This is a genomic window from Lysobacter antibioticus, assembly GCF_000731095.1.
GTDB lineage: Bacteria > Pseudomonadota > Gammaproteobacteria > Xanthomonadales > Xanthomonadaceae > Lysobacter > Lysobacter antibioticus_B.
Genome location: NZ_JMTZ01000070.1, coordinates 21,132 through 38,538 on the forward strand (window position 1 = coordinate 21,132; position 17,407 = coordinate 38,538).

Here is a 17,407-nt window from a genome sequence, read left to right on the forward strand (position 1 = left end):
GCCGATGGCGCGCGCCGTCAAGTGCCGGCGTCGCCCGCAGGCTGCGCATACAATCGGCCGACTTTGCATGGAGGCAGCGATGGCGATGATCGTTCCGGAGTACTGGGCCGAAGCCCGGGTTCACGAGGCGTTCGATAAAGGCCATGCGAGCGGGCGGCGTTCGCTGACGGTGCGTCGCTTCGGGTGGTCCGACGCGAGCCTCGGCGAGGCGCAGGCGATGGCCGACGCGCGGGCGCGCGACGCCTTCGACCGCATCCTCGCCGGCGAGAGCCTGCTCAAGCGCGAGCCGCGCGTGCCCTACGACGCCGAGGGTCTGCCGATCCGCGAACAGATCGTCGAGCGCGACGGCGACCTCGTCGTCACCCGCAACAGTTACGGCGCGCGCTGCCTCAACACGCCCGAAGTCTTGTTCGCCGACGTCGATTTCGACGAGCCGGTCTCGGCCTGGCGCAAGGGTTATTTCTGGACTTCGCTCGCGTCCGCCATCGGCGTCGGCGTGGCGACGCACTGGGGCTTGGGCGTGCTGACGATGATCGCGATGCTGTGGCTGTTCGCCTGGATCGCCAGCGTGCAGTCGCGGCGCAGGCACCGCGCCGACGGCGGACCCGAAGGCCGCGCGACGGCGCGCATCAAGGCCTTCGTCGCCGCGCATCCGGACTGGCATCTGCGTTTGTATCGCACGCCGAAGGGCTTGCGGCTGCTGGCCATGCACCGCGTGTTCGATCCGAACGAAGCGGCGGTGATCGAGTTCTTCGATGCGGTCGGCGCCGATTCGTACTACGCGTTGTTATGCCGGCGCCAGCATTGCTTCCGCGCACGGGTCAGCCCCAAGCCCTGGCGCATCGGCATTCACGCCTATCTGCGGCCGCGCCCCGGCGTATGGCCGATCGCCGCCGAGCGCTTGCCCGAACGCGAGCGCTGGGTCGCCGACTACGAGCGCAAGGCCGAGGGCTACGCCTCCTGCCGTTTCGTCGAGGCGCTCGGCAGCAGCGACTACGTCACCGCCACGCGCGGCGTGCAGCGCGCCCACGACGATTGGTGCAGGGCGACGACGACCTTGCCGTTGGCTTGAAGCGATGACCGGCGCGGCCGCGCTCGACGCGCGGCGCTTTCGATAGGCAGCCTCGATCAACGGCGCTCAGGCGCCGGCGACGACCTCGATCGTCACGCCCTCGCAGGCCACCGTCTGACCGGCGCGGATCTTGCAGGTCTTGCGCAGCTCGACCTGGCCGTCGACGCGGACTACGCCGCTGGCGACCATCGCCTTGCCGGCGCCGCCGCTGTCGCACAGGCCGACCAGTTTGAGCAATTGGTTGAGTTCGACGTGTTCGTGCTGGGCGTCGAGTTCGAAACGGATCGGTTGCATGCGGGCGGGGTCTGAGCGGGTGGGGCAGGGTCGCAGTGCTGAGACTTGGGCGCAAGACGTTTGCACTGTCGCGGGCGTACTCTCGCGTATGCAGTCGGCCGCCGGAGCCGGTGTGGATCGGATTCCGGCCACGCCGCAGCGCCCTGCCCACCGCCTCGAAGGACCTATCTTTATGAAGAAAGCCCAGTACGCGCAGCGCGGCCCGGTGCCGCAGGACGTCATCGAGGCGGTCGAGTTCGAGGCGCCGCCGCTGGGCGCCGGCCAGGTGCTGATCGAGGTGCTGGCCGCGCCGATCAACCCCTCCGACGTACTCACATTGACCGGCGAGTACGGCCTGTTGCCGCCGCTGCCCGCGGTCGGCGGCAACGAAGGCGTGGGCCGGATCGCCGCGGTCGGGCCTGAGGTCGCCCATCCGCAAGTCGGGCAGACCGTGCTGTTGCCGATCCAGGGCGGCACCTGGGCAACCCACCTGGTCGCCTCGGCCAAGGGCCTGGTGCCCCTGCCCGACGGCGCCGATCCCAAGCAATTGGCGATGATCACCATCAATCCGCCGACCGCCCTGCTGATGCTCAGCGAGTTCGTCGACCTGCAGCCCGGCGACTGGGTGATCCAGAACGCGGCCAATTCCGCGGTCGGCAGCTATCTGATCCAACTGGCGAAGCGGCGCGGCCTGCGCACCATCAACGTGGTGCGGCGCGAGTCGGCGGTCGAGGCGGTGCGCGCGGCCGGCGCCGAGGTGGTGTTGGTCGACGGCGACGACCTCGCCAAGCGCGCGCGCGAAGTCACCGAGAAAGTGCCGATCCGGCTCGGCATCGATGCGGTCGGCGGCATCGCGACCCAGCACATCGCCCAATCGCTCGGCGAAGGCGGGGTGCTGGTCAACTACGGCGCGATGAGCGGCGAGGCCTGTTCGATCTCGCCGGCCTCGTTCGTGTTCCGCGACGTGACCCTGCGCGGTTTCTGGCTGTCGCGCTGGTTCCAGGCGGCGACGCCGCAGCGCCGCGCCGAGGTGTTCGGCGAGATCGGGCGCCTGGTCGCGAGCGGGCAACTGACCGCACGGGTGCAGGCGACCTACGGCCTGGACCAGATCAAACAGGCAGTCGCCGCGGCCGCCGCCGGCGAGCGCGACGGCAAGATCCTGATCCTGCCCAACGGCCCGGTCTGATGAGGACGCGCGCATGAGCATCGAACTGCAGATGCTGGCCTGGTCGATCGTGCTTGCGATCGTGCATTTGCTGGTCGCGGCGACCTTCATGACCCAGCAACGCGGGGTGCGCTGGAACGCCAGCGCCCGCGACGGCACTCCCGAGCCCCTGGCCGGCGTGGCTGCGCGGGTGGACCGCGCCTGGCGCAACTTCCTCGAAACCTTCCCTTTGTTCGCCGCGGCGGTGCTCGCGGTCGGGCTGGCTGGCCGCGGCAACGACGACACCGCGCTCGGTGCGCAGCTCTACTTCTGGGCGCGGCTGGTCTACGTGCCGGTGTATGCGGCCGGCATTCCCTACCTGCGTTCGGCGGTGTGGGCGGTGTCGCTGTGGGGCCTGATCAAGCTGGTCTGGGCGCTGTTCTGAGCTCAGGCCGGGACGGTTGCGGCCGCCGCGTTCGCGCAAAGTGCGCGTTTCGCGGTCGGCGACAGCTGCTTGATCGCGTACTCCGCACGCAGCGCCGACGAACGGTCCGGGTGCGGAAACTGCGCCAGCAGTCGCAACGGCGGGTGCGAACGGGTGTAGCGCGCGCCCTTGCCGGCGACGTGTTCGGCATAGCGGCGCTCCACATCGACGGCAATACCCGTGTACAGGCTGCCGTCGCGGCATTCGATCAGATAGACGTACCAGGCGGACATGCCGCATAGCCTAGCCGGGGCCGGGGCGACCTGGCCGAAACTGGAGGGCAAAAGTCCGAAGCCCGATAGCGATCACGTCCATACGCCTGCGAACGTCATTGCCAGGTCAGGAAGCGCTCACCACAATGGAACGTCCTTCATGGAGTTGCCGCTTGAACGCCGACGCCGAACCGCAATCCACCGTCACCAACCTGCGTCAGCTTTGCGCGCGTTTCGCCAAGCCCCACCTCGGACGGGCCGTCTGGCAACTGGTCAACACCCTGGTGCCGTTCGCCGCACTGTGGACGCTGATGGCCTGGAGCGTGGTCGGTAACTGGGGCTACGGCTGGACCCTGCTGATGGCGATTCCGGCGGCCGGCCTGTACGTGCGCACCTTCATCATCCAGCACGACTGCGGCCACGGTTCGTTCTTCGCCAGCAGCCGCGCCAACGACCTGGTGGGCCGCTGCCTCGGCGTGGTCACCCTGTTCCCTTACGGCTATTGGAAGAAGACCCACGCCATCCACCACGGCACCTCGGGCAACCTCGACCGCCGCGAGATGGGCGACATCGAAACCCTGACCGTGGCCGAATACCGCTCGCGCTCCTGGTTCGGGCGCCTGTGCTACCGCTTGTACCGCAGCACCCCGGTGTTGCTGGGCGTCGGCCCGCTGTACCAGTTCGTCATCAAGCACCGTTTCCCGTTCGATCTGCCCTTCACCTGGAAGCGCGAGTGGGCGAGCGTGCTGTTCAACAACCTGGCGTTGGGCCTGATCCTGCTGTCGATGGGCTTTGCGATCGGCTGGCACACCGTGCTGATGGTGCATCTGCCGGTGGTGTTGATCGCCGGCGCGGTCGGCGTGTGGCTGTTCTACGTCCAGCACACCTTCGAAGACGCGTACTGGACCCGCAAGGACGATTGGAACTCGCACGAAGCCGCCATCGCCGGCAGCTCGTTCTACGACCTGCCGCATATCGTGCATTGGTTCACCGGCAACATCGGTTACCACCACATCCATCACCTTTCCAGCCGCATCCCGAACTACCGCCTGCGCGAGGCGTACGAATCGAGCCCGCTGCTGCAGGCCGCACCGCGCCTGACCATCTGGTCGAGCCTGAAGTGCGCGCAACTGAAGCTGTGGGACGAAGAGCTCAAGCGCATGGTCGGTTTCCCGAAGCGCGCACGCGTCCAGGCCGCCGGCGCCTGAGGCTGGCCGCGGTGCCGTGCAGCGCAAGGCTGCACGGTCTGGGCCGCTGCCCGGCGACGCGAGGCGTCGCCAGGGCGTGAGCGCCGGCTCGATGCCCGGCGCGAGCGGCCTGATCCGGCACCACCCCTGTGAAGTCTGGCGACACTGCCTCGCCAGCGGTGCTCGCCTTCGCGAGCCGTGTTGTGCGGCCGCCTGCGTGCTTGCCTTCCAACCCGATAGCCGTGCCAGGCACCGGCCCGACCGGCGGCGCTTGACTTCGAGTGGCTCGGAATTAGTATTTTAGTTAATTAAACAAATATCCGGGGCCGCGGTTCCCGCCTCATGCAGGACAAGATCTTCGAAGCCCTGGCCTCGTCGCCGCGACGGCAGATCCTGGCCTTTCTATCCGAGCGCGAACTCAGCGCCGGCGACATCGCCGCGCGCTTCGAGATGAGCGCGCCGGCGATCTCGCGGCATCTGTCGGTGCTGGTCAACGCCGGGCTGATCAGCAGCGAGCGCCGCGGCCAGTTCGTGGTCTACAAGCTGGTGCCCGACAACCTGGTCAACACCCTGACCCAGTTCGCGTTCGAGATCTGCCCGGTCGGCGGGCCGCTCAAACGCGAAAGCCGGCGCGCCAAGAAAGCGGCCGGCTGAGTTTCGTTTTTGGTCCTGACTCGTGGCTCAGGCCGCCGGCCGCGCCTGCGCGCGCTGCCGGTAGAAGTCGAGGATGACCTCGCTGAAATCGCCGATCAGCCAATCGGCCAGCGGCACCGCATACCAGTTGAAGCCGGTGCTGACCCGATAGTCCATGCGGATCGTCAGCACGGTCGCGTCGCCGCGCGGGGTCAGGGTGTAGGTGGTGTCGCGCAGGTCGAAATAATCGCCGCCGATGCGCACGTGGTCGTCGAGCGCGCCGGCCGGCACCGAGTCTTCCTCGAACAGGTACTGCCAGCGCACATAGCGTTGCGGCTGCCAGTCGCTGGACATCTGACGGAAGTGGATGCCCTTGCCCATGCGCACGTCACGCACCAGACCGGTCTGCGTGCGATGGGTGACGCCGGCGAGCGGGGTCGGCACGCCGATGCGGTACATCCAGGCGCGATCGACTTCGGCCGACTGGATATGGTCGGCATCGAGCAAGTGCTTCCAGACCTCGGCCGGTGTCGCCTGGATCACCGCGCTGCGTTCGACGTGTTCGAAGCGTTGCGGCGTCTCGTGGCCGACGCCGAACGCCGCCAGCACCACCGGCAGGGCGACGAAGCTGTAGACCGTCGGGGTGGTGGAGCGTTTGTTGAGGCGGCAGATCGCTCCCATCACCACGCCCCCCAGCCCGCCCATGACCGCGAACAAGGGCAGGGCCATCAGCACGCAAATCAGCCCTTCCAGCATCATGAACATGCTGCCGAGCACGCAAAGCGACACGCTGAGCACCGGCATGAAGAAGTGATACCCGATGCCGCGCGGTTTGATCCGCTCGGCCAGATACACGGTGACCGCGCCGATCGCGAACGGCGCAAGCACGACGAACACCCACAGCATGGTCGCGAAGGCGCTGCCGGGTTCACCATCGAAGGCCAAGCGCAGCAGCAGCCCGATCAGGGCGCCGCCCAGTACCGGCGCGATGCCGGCCAAGACGGCAAGGCCGGGACGCAGGCGCCGCGCCGGCGGTGCAGTCGCAGGTTGCGGCAAAGGTGTGGGCAGCGGTGGCGGGGCAGGCAACGGCGGCAGTTCGGGCGGTTCGGTGCTCATGGGACGGTCCGGGTGAGTCGAGTGGGCGCGGTATCGGCGAATGCCGCCGCGGAGGTCGGTTCCAGGCGATGCAGTTCCTCGCGCGACGGCAGGTCTTCGGGCAGGCGCAGGCGCCAGACCAGGCCGATGCGTGCGCAGGCGCGCAGGAACCACCAGCCCGGGTCCCATTCGCCGGCATACAGGCCGAGCCGCGCCGAACCCGGAAAGGCGTGGTGATTGTTGTGCCAGCACTCGCCCATGGTCAGCAGCGACATGAAGCGCACGTTGCGGCCCTGCACCGCAGCGCCGCGGACCTCGTGGTGCATGCCGCCGTGGTTGTGGGCGAAGTAGCCGACCAGCCAATGGCCGAACACGCCGGCGGTGACCCGGGCGCATACGCCCCAGAACACCCAGCCCCAGCCGCCGATGGCGAAGAAGGCCAGCGCCCATGGCAGGTGCTGCCACATCCAGGTGCGTTGCAGAAAACGGTAGTAGCGATCGTCGGCGATGCGCGCCTCGATCTCGATGCGCGGCGGCGCGCTCAGGCGCAGTTCGCAATGCAGTTGCCACCAGGCATCGATGGCGAAGGGCTGGCGATGGGCGAGGTAGTCGTGACAGTCGGGCAGGCGCTGGGCGTAGTCGCGCAGGTCGTGGGTGCGCACCAGACCGATCGGGCCGGCCAGGCCGACCTGCACGCCGCAGTACACCAGCAGATATTCCAGCCACTTCGGGCAGCCGAAACTGTCGTGGATCAGCTTGCGGTGCATGCCGAGCGAATGGCCCAGCAGGAGCACGGTCGCGGTCGACACCACGAACAAGGCGAACGCCGGCCAGCTGAAGGTGGCGATGCCGCCGACCACCGCGCCCAGCGCCATCGTGGTGAACCACAACGAGCGCACCGGCTCCCAGACCACGCGGCCGTCGCTGACGCTGCGGATCGAGGCGAGTCGGTCGGCCTGCGACTGGACGCGATGCGATCTCAGGCTGTCGGGCAATGCGTTCATGACCTCTCCCTGGTGAACGTGTTGTGCGGTGGTGTCGAGCGGTGACGCCGAGCCGAGGCCTGCCGAGCGGGCGAGCCGCTGCGGCCCGAACCCCATACTGATGCAGGTATTCAGCAATTAACTAATTTGCTAAATGATTCTTCCGCCATCGGGCAGCGTCAAGCGCTTGCCGACGAGCGGTCGGGGAAAGGCGGCAGGGGTAAGCGGGCGTGCGACGCGTGCTCTTGTCGCCGCGCGATGCCGGCGAGGCGTCGCCGACGGCCTGCGTCGGAGCTGTCTTGCTGATGCGGATACCGCGGCGCGGCTCAGCCGTAATCGATCGCCAGCACTTCGATCGCGAGATCGCCGGCCGGCCGCTTCCAGACCACGCTGTCGCCGACGCGCGCGCCGTGCAGGGCGCGCGCGAGCGGCGACACCCAACTGATCAGGCCGAGCTCCGGGTCGGCTTCGTCTTCGCCGACGATGCGGTAGCGGTATTCGCGGCCGTCGTCGTCGACCGCCTCGACCCGCGCGCCGAAGGCGATCAGCTCGGACGGCTGGCGCTCGGGCGCGATGGTGATCGCGCCGAGGATGCGCGCCTGCAGCCAGCGCAGTTCGCGTTCGATGTGGGCGGCTTCGAGCCGGGCCCCGACCGCGTTCGCGTCGATCTCGCCCAGGCGCCGCCCGGCATCGTCCAGGCGCGTGCGCAGCAAGGCCATGCCGCGCGGCGTGACGTAGTTGGGATGCTCGCTGATCGGCAGTTCGGGCAGATCGCCGGCGTTTTCGTCGCCGTCGCCTTCTTTCACGAAAGCTCGGCTCATGGGTGTACGCAAGACGGAATCATGCGGCCAGCATAGGCGGCGCTACGTTGCCGCTGGGTGAGCCCGCAACAGCGGGTGCGCTGCATGGCGCGGCACTCGCGCCTATTGGACGAAGTCGAACAGGCGATAGATCCAGGACACCTGGTAGATCAGGCTGGCGGCGACGAAGGCGCGATGGAAGGTTTCCGAGCGGGTGCGGATGGCGACCAGGCACAGCAGCACGTAGCTCAGGTTGCGCAGCGGGTACTCGATGCCGAAGCTGTCGAAATAGGCGCGGCCCTTGATCAGGGTGTCGCCGAAATCGATCAGGTAGGACACCGCCATGATCCCGAAGAACCATTTGCGCCGCGACTGGAAATACTCCCGCCAACTGCCGTAGTCGCCGATGTCGTCGGGAAACAGCAAGGTGCACAACAGATACAGCACCACCACGTACAGGATCAGGAAAGCGTAGGCGACGAAGCTCCAGTGCACGTGGTGGACCAGGCGGAACTCCCACCACCAGAAATGCGCGAGCAGGGTGAACATCGAGATCGCCCAGGCGATATGCACGCCGTAGACGCGGTCGCGGCCGGGGTGCTGGACGAAGCGGGCCAGGCCCTTGAGCAGGGTGGTGATGGCCAGGCCCAGGACGATGCCGAGCAGGACGCGGATATGCAGGAACTGATCCATGGCGGGTCTCCGGGCCGGTTCGGGCAAGGGGCTCGCGACGGCGGTCTGGCGGCGCCGGCGACCGCAGCAGCATAGGCCGGACCGCCCCGATCCGGTGCGGCGACGGCGGAAAACCGTGCTGCCGAGCCCAAGCTCGGCCCGAAGCTGCGATCATGGCGCATGAACGATCCGATCTCGCCCACCGCGGCCTTGGCGACTGCCGACTCCATGGCCTTCGACTCCCTTTCCCTCTCGCCGGCCCTGCTGCAGGGCGTGGCCGCGCTCGGCTACACCACGATGACGCCGATCCAGGCGCGCGCGCTGCCGGCGATCCTCGACGGCCGCGACTTGATCGCGCAGGCGCCGACCGGCAGCGGCAAGACCGCCGCCTTCGGCCTGGGCCTGCTGCAGCGGCTCGACCCGGCCGCGATCAAGACCCAGGCGCTGGTGCTGTGCCCGACCCGCGAACTCGCCGACCAGGTCGGCCAGCAGCTGCGCAAACTCGCCTTCGCGATCCCGAACCTGAAAGTGTCGGTGCTGTGCGGCGGCATGGCCTTGGGGCCGCAACTGGCCTCGCTGGAACACGCGCCGCACGTGGTGGTCGGCACGCCCGGTCGCTTGCAGGAGCTGCTGCGCAAGAAGGCATTGAAGCTCGACGGCGTGCGCACCCTGGTGTTCGACGAGGCCGACCGCATGCTCGACATGGGCTTCGAAGAGCCGATGCGCGAGATCGTCGCCAAGACCCCGAAGACCCGCCAGAGCCTGCTGTTCTCGGCGACCTTCCCGGACGCGATCCGCGACCTCGCCCGCGGCGCGATGCGCGAGCCGGCCGAAGTCACGGTCGAGGGCGAAGCCTCGGCGCTGCAGATCGAACAGTATTTCTACGAAGTCGAAGCGGCCAAGAAGACCCCGTTGCTGGCGGCGCTGCTGCTGGAGTACCGCCCGGACTCCTGCGTGGTGTTCTGCAATATGCGCAAGGACACCGAGGAAGTCGTGGGCTCGCTGAGCCATTACGGCTTCACCGCGCTGGCCCTGCACGGCGAGATGGAACAGCGCGACCGCGACGAGGTGCTGGTGCGCTTCGCCAACCGCAGCTGCAACGTGCTGGTCGCCAGCGACGTGGCCGCGCGCGGGCTCGACGTCGAGGAACTCGCGGCGGTGGTGAACTACGACCTGCCGACCGACCCGGACGTATACGTGCACCGCATCGGCCGCACCGGCCGCGCCGGGCGCGGCGGCATCGCCCTCAGCCTGTGCGGGCCGCGCGAGAGCGGCCGTGCCGATCAGATCCAGGAACGCCAGGGCGCGCCGCTGGCCTGGCGCCGCGCCGTGCCGCTGGCCGGCAAGGCCAAGAACGCGCCGGTCGCGCCGATGGAAACCCTGCGCATCGATGCCGGCAAGACCGACAAGCTGCGGCCCGGCGACATCCTCGGCGCCCTGACCGGCGATGCCGGGCTCAAGGCCGATGCGATCGGCAAGATCAACGTCTACGCGACGCGCTCGTACGTGGCGGTGGCGCGCGCGCAGGCCGGCGCAGCGCTCGCGCGCCTGCGCGAGGGCAAGATCAAAGGCCGCAAATTCCGGGTCAACCGGATCTAGTCAGGATGATCTGATCAGGGGGACCTGATCAGGATGGTCTGATCGGGTTGATTCGATCGGGTTGATCCGAGCTGCGCGATCGGATCGATGCGATGCGATGCGATCCGATCGGCATGGGCGAACGCAAGCGAGCCGGTCGAGCCGACCGGCCGCAGCGCCGCACTCGCTACTTGCCGTTGAGGCTGAACTTGCCAGGGCCGAACAAGGCCAGCGCGACCGCCGCGGCCAGGAACATCGCCTGCAGTTCCAGCGCCCAACCGCCTTGCTCGTTGAGCTGGCCGATCTGGCCCAGGTGCACCAGGCCCAGCGCGACCAGCATATTGGCCGCGATCAAGGCCGCACCGATGCGGGCGTGATAGCCGACGATCACCAACACCGGCGCAAGCACCTCGCCGATCAATACGCCGTAGCCGAGGAAACCCGGCAGGCCCTGCGATTCGACCAGACCGACGATGCCGGCGGTACCGCCGCGCAGCTTGGCGATGCCATGCAGGAGGATCAGCACGCCCAGCGCGAGACGAAGAATCAGCTTGCCCAGGTCCTGGTGCTTGTCGGCGTTCATGGCGTCTCCGATGCGGGCCGCCGCGAGGGCGGGTCGTTCGCATCATAGGCCAGGCCCGGACGGCGCTTGCTGCGCTGCGGTATGGCCAGGCCGGCCGTGCTGGGGCACGGCTGGCCTGGCGCGCTGAGCGTCGTCGCGAATCGCTCAGCGCAGGGCGCGCAAGGTCACCGTCAGCGTGTCCGGGTCGCCCGAACGCGCCGCGCCGCTGAAGTCCTGGCCGCCGCTCGGCGAGACGTCGTCGTACGGGAAGGCGTAACCGCGGTTGTCGGGCAGGCGCTCGTGCACCAGGCGCGCGTAGTGGTTGGTCTGGGCATTGCGATAGAAGCGGCTGGCCACTTCGCCGTTGGGCTGGTCGGCGTTGTCGAGCAGGGTGGTGCGGTTCAAGGCCGCGGCCAGGCGCGGAATGATCGCCTTGCGCACCTCGCTGGCGCCGGCGAGGCTAAAGGGGCCGCTGTCGCAGCTCAGCACGTCGGCGGTGCTTGGGCGGGAGAAGCTCTCGCCGTTGTTGAAACGTAACAGACCGTCGCCGCCGACGCGCGCGGTCAGGCGGCCGAAGCCGGACTGGGTGTCGACGGTCAGGGTGGTCGAGGCGTACTTGCTCCAGACCGCATTGATGTAGCCGCTCAGATAGTTCTGGAAGCGGCCGGCCTGGTAGTGGGCGCTCATCGCGCGCAGGTTGAGGCCGTTGCTGCCGCGCTGGATCAGCGAATCCCAGGCAGAACCCTCGCGGCTGGCCTGTTGTTGCAGCGCGTAGCAGATCGGATCGAGCGCGCCGGCGGGCAGGCCGGGAATGGTTTCGACCCGGCCCGACAGCGAGCGCAGCGACAAACCCAGGGGCGCGGCGACGAAATCGACGTAGCTGATGTTGGAGAACAGCTCGTATTCGTTGAAGGTGAATTCGGCGAAGGTCCAGTTCTTGTGGAAGTTCGGATCGCCGGTGTTGAGAAAGCTGGGGTGGACGATTGCCGGGCCCGGATTGACGAAGAAATCGAGCTTGCTGCCGGTGACGACGTAGATACGCGCGCCGTACATGCGCGGGATCGAGACCCGCGTCGACGAGCCATGGCCGCCGAGCGGGATCGCGCAGTCCTGGCCTAGCGGCGTCACCGGCGACGACGGCGAGGGCGGGTAATAGCTGCCGCCGTCGGCGCGCACGAACAAGGGGCGTCCGCCCGACAGGCCCACCACATAGGCATAGGCGGTGTTCTGGCCCGAGGCATTGACCAGGTTGAGGGTGAAGCGCTGCGGTGCTGCCGCGACGGCCTCGCGGGAGGCGAAGGGCGCGACGACGCCGGCCGCCATCGCGGCGGCGGAGGCGCTGAGGAAACTACGGCGAGTGACCATCTGGGTGGCTCCTGAGCAGGGGCAAGCCTTCGGCTTCCTGTGCCCAGGCGGGCCCAGGCGGCGCAGTGCCGCGGGAAAGCGCGTGCTTGGCGTGGGTGGGCGTGACCGCCCGCGACGCGATCGCCCGCGCGCCTGCGCTCACGATCCGCACCTTGGCCGCAAATGACAGCGCTGTCAGTGATCGGGGGCGCAGATCCGGCGCAATCCCTAACCGCAGACAAACCATGAACGGCCGATGGGTTCAGCGCAGCGTCCGCATCGGCGATGATCGACGCCCGATCCGGTGGGTCGGCCCGAGCGGACACGAATCGCAGGACCGCGATCGGCAGGGGAAGGGATGGAGCAAGCGATGCGCGATGCAGTAAACCAGGTCGGCCAATCCCGTGCGCGCAGCCGCTTGCTGCGGCGCACGATCGCGGCCGGCGTCCTCGCCTGTGCGGCCTTCGCCAGCCTCGCCGCAGCGACCAAGGCCTCGAGCGAAGTCGCGCGCGCCGGCGCCGACATCGACGTGCTGCATTACACCGCGCGCATCGAGCCGGACCTGGCAGCCAAGAGCTTGCGCGGCCATGTCGCGATCCGTTTCATCGTCCGCACCCAGGGCGCGCAGCGTTTCGATTTCGACGCCGGCGACCTCGACATCGTCGCGGTCAGCGAAGACAAGAAGCCGCTGAGTTTCGAGAAGCTCGACAAGCGCGTGAGCGTGCGCCTGGCGGCGCCGGCCGCGGCCGGTTCGCGCCATGAGATCGAAATCGCTTACCGCGGCGCGCCGCGTTTTGGCCTGGAATTCCATCCCGATCGCAGCGAGCTGTATACGGTGTTCTCGACCAGCCAATGGCTGGTCTGCATCGATGCGCCGCAGGAACGGGCCACCCTCGATCTCACCGTGACCCTGCCGGAAGGCTTGAAAGCGGTCGGCAACGGCCGCCTGATGTCGAAGTCGGCGCTCGGCGGCCGCCGCGAGGCCTATCGCTGGCGCCAGGATGCGGCCATGCCGAGCTATGTCTACGGTTTCGCCGCCGGTCGCTACAACGAAGCCGGCGGCACCAGCGAAAACGCCGCGCTGCGTTATCTGTCGAGCGACCTGCAGGCGCCGCAACTGCGGCGTGTGTTCGCCGACACGCCCGACATGATGCGTTTCTTCGGCCGCCGCGCCGGCATCCGTTACAACGGTACCTACAGCCAGGTGCTGGTCGCCAAGACCATCGGCCAGGAACTCGCCGGCTTGTCGCTGATGTCGGAGGCCTACGGCCGCGAAGTGCTCGACGACCCGAGCGCGCAGGCCTTGATCGCGCACGAAGCCGCGCACCAGTGGTGGGGCAATTACGTCACCTGCCGCGATTGGGGTCATTTCTGGCTCAACGAGGGCTTCGCCAATTTCATGGCCGCGGCCTATCTGCAGCACCGTTTCGGCGACGAGGCCTATCGCAAGCAGGTCGACGGCTGGAAGCGGCGCCTGGACAAGCTGCGCGAGAGCGGCAAGGACCACGCCTTGATCTACGAACACTGGACCAAGCCGAGCGCCGACGATCGCGCCGTGGTGTACCAGAAGGGTGCCTATGTTCTGCACCTGCTGCGCGAAGAACTCGGCGAGCGCGCGTTCTGGGGCGGCATCCGCGCCTATACCCGCGCGCACTACGGCCATTCGGTGGTGACCGCGGATTTCCGCCGGGCCATGGAACGCGCGAGCGGCCGCGACCTGCGCGAGTTTTTCGCGCGCTGGGTCGAATCGGCGGAAGTCGCGGCGAAGCCGGCGGCGCCTGCGAAGTGAGCGCGGCATGGCATCCGACGCAGCCAATGTAGGAGCGGCGTAAGCCGCGACCGCGCCGCCTCAGAAGCCGGTGTTAGATAAAAGAAAACCGGCGTTGTTCTCGTGCGAACCGCCCCATCCATCTGTTCTCGGGCCCATGGGGCCCTCGTCGCGGATCGAAGTTCCGTGGTCGCGGCTTGCGCCGCTCCTACTCAGGAACCGCGTAACCAAGGGGTAGGAGCGGCGTCCGACTGGATTTCCTTCGGTCACAAGCCGCGACCTCGTACCCGCCCCATCGCGGCGCCGTGCCGGCCCAACCGGGCCGTCATTCGGGCGGGATGGACCGGCGTCCCAGGGCTCGCGGCCTGTCCCCGAACCCCTGTGCCGCGCTATCCATTGCGCGGCCCCCGGCACTGTTTGTTTGCACTTCCGAGTCGCGGACTGTGCACGAACTGGCGTCTTGGCTTTAGGCTAAGGGGATGCCCAGCCCGCCTCGCCAAGGATCCTCGCTATGACGCAAGCCAGCCGCCGTCCTCTCCGTCCCCTCTGCCGTGCCCGCCTGTTCAGCGCCGTCCATTGCGCGCTGTGGGTCGCCGGCGGCCTCTTCGCCGGCAGCGCCGCCGCCCAGGAGACCGAGGCCGCGCCGGCTCAGGAAAGCGAAGCCCGGACCCTGGAGACGGTGTCGGTGCTCGGTTCGCGCCGTAGCCAGCGCTCCTCCGACACCACCTCGATCTCGCCGGTCGACGTGCTGCCGATGGCCAAGAACACCGAGGAAGGCGCCCAGTTCGACCTCGCCCAGTCGCTGCAATACGCCGCGCCCTCGTTCAACTCGACCCGCCAGAGCGGCGCCGACGGCGCCGACCTGGTCGACTCGGCGGCGCTGCGCGGCCTGGGTTCGGACCAGACCCTGGTCCTGGTCAACGGCAAGCGCCACCACACCACCGCCTTGCTCAACCTGTTCGGCGCGCGCAACCGCGGCAACACCGGTACCGACCTCAACACCATCCCCCTGATGGCGATCGACAGTGTCGAGATCCTGCGCGACGGCGCCGCGGCCCAGTACGGTTCCGACGCCATCGCCGGCGTCATGAACATCTCGCTGAAGAAGCGCAAGGGTTGCGAAGCGGTCGCCGGCTACGGCCAGTATTCCAAGGGCGACGGCGAGAACTGGCTGGCGACCGCCTACTGCGGTTTCGGCCTCGGCAGCGACGGCACCATCGGCATCACCGGCGAGTACCAGGACCGCGGCCGCTCCGACCGCTCCGAGCCCGCCGGCAGCCCGCGCATCATCGGCGACTCGAAGATCCGCAACCAGACCATCTTCGTCAACGGCGAAAAGCCCCTCGGCGAAAACCTGACCCTGTACTTCACCGGCGGCGTGCAGAACCGCGATGCGTCCTCGGCGGCGTTCGCGCGCGACGGCCTGGGCTCGGAAGACATCCCCTCGCGCAATTCCGCGGCGATGTACCCGGACGGTTTCGTGCCCTTCATCGACGGCGAACTCAAGGACCGCTACGGCATCCTCGGCCTGCGCTGGACGATGGGCGAGTGGAACGCCGATCTGTCCTACACCTACGGCTTCAACGAGCTGCGCTACGACATCAACAACACCCTCAACGCCTCGATCGCCAACCTCGACCTGCTCAACGGCGGCCGCGGCGTCAGCGCCGACAGCTTCGATGCCGGCGGCTTCTCGTTCCAGCAGAAGACCATCAATTTCGACGTCAGCCGTTTCTACGACCAGGTCTTCAACGGCCTCAACGTCGCCTTCGGCCTGGAGCGTCGCGACGAACGCTACAAGATCTTCGCCGGCGAGCCGGGTTCCTACATCGACGCCGACGGCGTGGGCGAGGGCGGCAACGCCGGCAGCCAGGGCTTCCCGGGCTTCCAGCCGGCCGACGCCGGCTCGCACAGCCGCGACAACTGGGCCGCCTACGTCGACCTCGAAGCCGACTTCACCGACCGCTTCACCGCCGGCGTGGCGGTGCGTTACGAGGACTACAGCGACTTCGGCAAGACCACCACCGGCAAGCTCGCCGCCGGCTTCCGCGCCACCGACACCTTGATGCTGCGCGCCTCGGCCAGCACCGGTTTCCGCGCGCCCTCGCTGCAGCAGAAGTTCTTCTCCTCGACCATCACCGACTTCGTCAACGGCGAACCGGTCGATGTCGTCATCGCGCCCAACGGCGGCACCATCGCCAACGCCGCCGGCCTGCCGCTGCTGACCAAGGAAGAGTCGCGTAACTACACCCTCGGCCTGACCTGGTCGCCGACCGCCGACACCTCGCTGACCCTCGACGCCTACCGCATCGACATCGACGACCGCATCGTGCTGAGCGGCCGCTTCGACACCACCGACCCGACCATCGGCAGCATTCTCGACGACCTCGGCGTCGGTCAGGCGCAGTTCTTCGTCAATTCGGTCGACACCCGCACCGAAGGCCTCGACTTCACCTTCAACAACGAGCGCCAGCTCGGCGAAGACGTCAAGCTCGGCACCTTCTTCGCCCTCAACCTCAATCGCACCAAGGTCAACGCCATCCACGCGCCGCCGGCGCTGATCGGCCGCGAGGACGTGCTGTTGTCGGAGCGCGAGCGCTTGTTCATCGAGCAGGGCGCGCCGAAGTCGAAGGCCGTGCTCGGCTTCGACCTGTCGCGCGGTCCCTGGGCCGGCAACGTCAAGGTGATCCACTTCGGCCCGCAGACCCTGGGCACGTTCTCGGGTACCGCAGGCGGCGTGCCGAATGCGCGTTACAAGGCCAAGACCTCGGCCGACCTCAGCGCGACCTATTCGTTCTCCGAGAATACGAAGCTGACGGTGGGCGGCGCCAACATCTTCAACGTCAAGCCGACCCGCCAGAACGCCGACGAAACCGACAACGGCCATATCTTCGACAGCGTCCAGTTCGGTCTCAACGGCGCGGCGTATTACGTGCGTCTGTGGCACCGCTTCTGATCGAGGCCAAGGCGGCGATGAAGGCGCTCGCGTGAGCGAGGCCTTCATCGCCCATCTGCGCGACCTGGCGTCCGGCTTCGGCGCCTTGTCGGCGCGCAGCATGTTCGGCGGTCATGGCATCTACCACGATGGCCTGATGATCGCCTTGATCGCCGACGAGGCGGTCTACCTCAAGGTCGACGCGCAGACCGCGCCGCGTTTCCGCGCGGCCGGCTGCGAGCCCTTCGTCTATACGCGCCAGCGCAAACCGATCGAGCTGAGTTTCTGGTCGGTGCCCGAGTCGGCGATGGATTCGCCGCAGGACATGAAACCGTGGCTGACCTTGGCCTACCAGGCCGCTTTGCGCAAAGCCAATGCCGCGCCGCCGAAGAAGGCGAAGGCGAAGAGGGTCGTAGCGAAGAGGGCTGCGGTGAAGAAAGTCGCGGCGAAGAAAATCACGGTGAAGAAAGCATCACGACGCAAACCCGCCGCGCACGATTGAGCGCAATCCTTTTCGCGACCGCGGGACAGGTAGAAACCGAGCCCGATGCCGCTGATCGAAGCGATTAGCCAATCGGCCCCGCGTACTTTCGCAGCACCCGCCTGCGCGGTCGCGGCTCGCGCCGCTCCTACCCAGGAGCCGCGCAGCAAGGGGTAGGAGCGAC

Annotated in this window: 17 protein-coding genes; 9 read left to right on the forward strand and 8 right to left on the reverse strand. The window is 67.9% G+C overall.

The window, feature by feature from the left end:
- The first annotated feature begins 79 nt into the window (after positions 1–79).
- Positions 80–1,072, forward strand: coding sequence for a hypothetical protein (locus EX88_RS0118215; RefSeq protein WP_200875866.1), 993 nt, complete (start codon positions 80–82; stop codon positions 1,070–1,072).
- A 66-nt stretch (positions 1,073–1,138) separates the two neighbouring features.
- On the opposite strand, the gene EX88_RS0118220 is transcribed toward EX88_RS0118215, so the two are convergent.
- Positions 1,139–1,366, reverse strand: coding sequence for an RNA-binding S4 domain-containing protein (locus EX88_RS0118220; protein ID WP_031373424.1), 228 nt, complete (start codon positions 1,364–1,366; stop codon positions 1,139–1,141).
- Positions 1,367–1,538: 172 nt separating this feature from the next.
- On the opposite strand from EX88_RS0118220, the gene EX88_RS0118225 reads away from it, so the two are divergent.
- Positions 1,539–2,531, forward strand: a complete 993-nt coding sequence (locus EX88_RS0118225; protein WP_031373425.1) for a zinc-dependent alcohol dehydrogenase family protein — start codon at positions 1,539–1,541, stop codon at positions 2,529–2,531.
- A gap of 13 nt (positions 2,532–2,544) precedes the next feature.
- Positions 2,545–2,934: an MAPEG family protein gene (locus EX88_RS0118230; RefSeq protein ID WP_031373426.1), complete on the forward strand. Its 390-nt coding sequence runs from the start codon at positions 2,545–2,547 to the stop codon at positions 2,932–2,934.
- Positions 2,935–2,936: 2 nt separating this feature from the next.
- On the opposite strand, the gene EX88_RS0118235 is transcribed toward EX88_RS0118230, so the two are convergent.
- The gene (locus tag EX88_RS0118235; RefSeq protein ID WP_031373427.1) at positions 2,937–3,206 is read right to left on the reverse strand and encodes a GIY-YIG nuclease family protein; all 270 of its coding nucleotides are present in this window, start codon (positions 3,204–3,206) and stop codon (positions 2,937–2,939) included.
- A gap of 152 nt (positions 3,207–3,358) precedes the next feature.
- Here EX88_RS0118235 and EX88_RS0118240 point away from each other — a divergent pair, with 152 nt between their 5' ends.
- Together EX88_RS0118240 and EX88_RS0118245 are read left to right on the forward strand one after the other, a co-directional pair.
- On the forward strand, positions 3,359–4,393 hold the full coding sequence (locus tag EX88_RS0118240) for a fatty acid desaturase (RefSeq protein WP_031373428.1): 1,035 nt from the start codon (positions 3,359–3,361) through the stop codon (positions 4,391–4,393).
- Positions 4,394–4,714: 321 nt separating this feature from the next.
- The gene (locus tag EX88_RS0118245) at positions 4,715–5,026 is read left to right on the forward strand and encodes a metalloregulator ArsR/SmtB family transcription factor (protein WP_031373429.1); all 312 of its coding nucleotides are present in this window, start codon (positions 4,715–4,717) and stop codon (positions 5,024–5,026) included.
- A gap of 27 nt (positions 5,027–5,053) precedes the next feature.
- Here the strand turns inward: EX88_RS0118245 and EX88_RS0118250 are convergent, their stop codons facing one another.
- From EX88_RS0118250 to EX88_RS0118265, 4 genes are all read right to left on the reverse strand, one after another.
- Complete coding sequence (locus tag EX88_RS0118250) at positions 5,054–6,121, reverse strand: SRPBCC family protein (RefSeq protein WP_036149380.1); 1,068 nt, start codon at positions 6,119–6,121, stop codon at positions 5,054–5,056.
- Entirely contained in the window at positions 6,118–7,104 is a 987-nt protein-coding gene (locus EX88_RS0118255; RefSeq protein WP_081931194.1) for an acyl-CoA desaturase, read from the reverse strand. Before EX88_RS0118255 ends, EX88_RS0118250 begins: the two co-directional genes overlap by 4 nt.
- A 305-nt stretch (positions 7,105–7,409) precedes the next feature.
- Positions 7,410–7,904, reverse strand: coding sequence for a GreA/GreB family elongation factor (locus EX88_RS0118260; RefSeq protein ID WP_031373432.1), 495 nt, complete (start codon positions 7,902–7,904; stop codon positions 7,410–7,412).
- A gap of 102 nt (positions 7,905–8,006) precedes the next feature.
- Positions 8,007–8,576, reverse strand: coding sequence for a hypothetical protein (locus EX88_RS0118265; RefSeq protein ID WP_036149382.1), 570 nt, complete (start codon positions 8,574–8,576; stop codon positions 8,007–8,009).
- A gap of 207 nt (positions 8,577–8,783) precedes the next feature.
- Between EX88_RS0118265 and dbpA the strand changes: the two genes are divergently transcribed.
- Positions 8,784–10,154 (forward strand): ATP-dependent RNA helicase DbpA, encoded by a 1,371-nt coding sequence (dbpA, locus tag EX88_RS0118270; RefSeq protein ID WP_031373434.1) that lies wholly within the window; start codon positions 8,784–8,786, stop codon positions 10,152–10,154.
- A 166-nt stretch (positions 10,155–10,320) separates the two neighbouring features.
- Here dbpA and EX88_RS0118275 read toward each other — a convergent pair whose 3' ends face one another.
- Both EX88_RS0118275 and EX88_RS0118280 read right to left on the reverse strand, forming a co-directional pair.
- Positions 10,321–10,716, reverse strand: coding sequence for a DoxX family protein (locus EX88_RS0118275; RefSeq protein WP_031373435.1), 396 nt, complete (start codon positions 10,714–10,716; stop codon positions 10,321–10,323).
- 144 nt (positions 10,717–10,860) lie between these two features.
- Complete coding sequence (locus EX88_RS0118280) at positions 10,861–12,060, reverse strand: glycoside hydrolase family 64 protein (protein ID WP_031373436.1); 1,200 nt, start codon at positions 12,058–12,060, stop codon at positions 10,861–10,863.
- Between the two features lie 349 nt (positions 12,061–12,409).
- Between EX88_RS0118280 and EX88_RS0118285 the strand changes: the two genes are divergently transcribed.
- The 3 genes from EX88_RS0118285 to EX88_RS0118295 all read left to right on the forward strand — a co-directional run bounded on the left by EX88_RS0118285 (position 12,410) and on the right by EX88_RS0118295 (position 17,244).
- Positions 12,410–13,828, forward strand: coding sequence for a M1 family metallopeptidase (locus EX88_RS0118285; protein ID WP_235186336.1), 1,419 nt, complete (start codon positions 12,410–12,412; stop codon positions 13,826–13,828).
- Between the two features lie 490 nt (positions 13,829–14,318).
- Positions 14,319–16,763, forward strand: coding sequence for a TonB-dependent receptor plug domain-containing protein (locus EX88_RS0118290; protein ID WP_051885277.1), 2,445 nt, complete (start codon positions 14,319–14,321; stop codon positions 16,761–16,763).
- 31 nt (positions 16,764–16,794) lie between these two features.
- On the forward strand, positions 16,795–17,244 hold the full coding sequence (locus tag EX88_RS0118295; protein ID WP_031373439.1) for a TfoX/Sxy family protein: 450 nt from the start codon (positions 16,795–16,797) through the stop codon (positions 17,242–17,244).
- The last annotated feature ends 163 nt before the right edge of the window (positions 17,245–17,407 follow it).

Coding starts and splice junctions, on each gene's coding strand:
- EX88_RS0118215 (WP_200875866.1), top strand. CDS start 80: ATGGCGATGATCGTTCCGGAGTACTGGGCCGAAGCCCGGGTTCACGAG.
- EX88_RS0118220 (WP_031373424.1), bottom strand. CDS start 1,366: ATGCAACCGATCCGTTTCGAACTCGACGCCCAGCACGAACACGTCGAA.
- EX88_RS0118225 (WP_031373425.1), top strand. CDS start 1,539: ATGAAGAAAGCCCAGTACGCGCAGCGCGGCCCGGTGCCGCAGGACGTC.
- EX88_RS0118230 (WP_031373426.1), top strand. CDS start 2,545: ATGAGCATCGAACTGCAGATGCTGGCCTGGTCGATCGTGCTTGCGATC.
- EX88_RS0118235 (WP_031373427.1), bottom strand. CDS start 3,206: ATGTCCGCCTGGTACGTCTATCTGATCGAATGCCGCGACGGCAGCCTG.
- EX88_RS0118245 (WP_031373429.1), top strand. CDS start 4,715: ATGCAGGACAAGATCTTCGAAGCCCTGGCCTCGTCGCCGCGACGGCAG.
- EX88_RS0118250 (WP_036149380.1), bottom strand. CDS start 6,121: ATGAGCACCGAACCGCCCGAACTGCCGCCGTTGCCTGCCCCGCCACCG.
- EX88_RS0118255 (WP_081931194.1), bottom strand. CDS start 7,104: ATGAACGCATTGCCCGACAGCCTGAGATCGCATCGCGTCCAGTCGCAG.
- EX88_RS0118260 (WP_031373432.1), bottom strand. CDS start 7,904: ATGAGCCGAGCTTTCGTGAAAGAAGGCGACGGCGACGAAAACGCCGGC.
- EX88_RS0118265 (WP_036149382.1), bottom strand. CDS start 8,576: ATGGATCAGTTCCTGCATATCCGCGTCCTGCTCGGCATCGTCCTGGGC.
- dbpA (WP_031373434.1), top strand. CDS start 8,784: ATGGCCTTCGACTCCCTTTCCCTCTCGCCGGCCCTGCTGCAGGGCGTG.
- EX88_RS0118275 (WP_031373435.1), bottom strand. CDS start 10,716: ATGAACGCCGACAAGCACCAGGACCTGGGCAAGCTGATTCTTCGTCTC.
- EX88_RS0118280 (WP_031373436.1), bottom strand. CDS start 12,060: ATGGTCACTCGCCGTAGTTTCCTCAGCGCCTCCGCCGCCGCGATGGCG.
- EX88_RS0118285 (WP_235186336.1), top strand. CDS start 12,410: ATGCGCGATGCAGTAAACCAGGTCGGCCAATCCCGTGCGCGCAGCCGC.
- EX88_RS0118290 (WP_051885277.1), top strand. CDS start 14,319: ATGACGCAAGCCAGCCGCCGTCCTCTCCGTCCCCTCTGCCGTGCCCGC.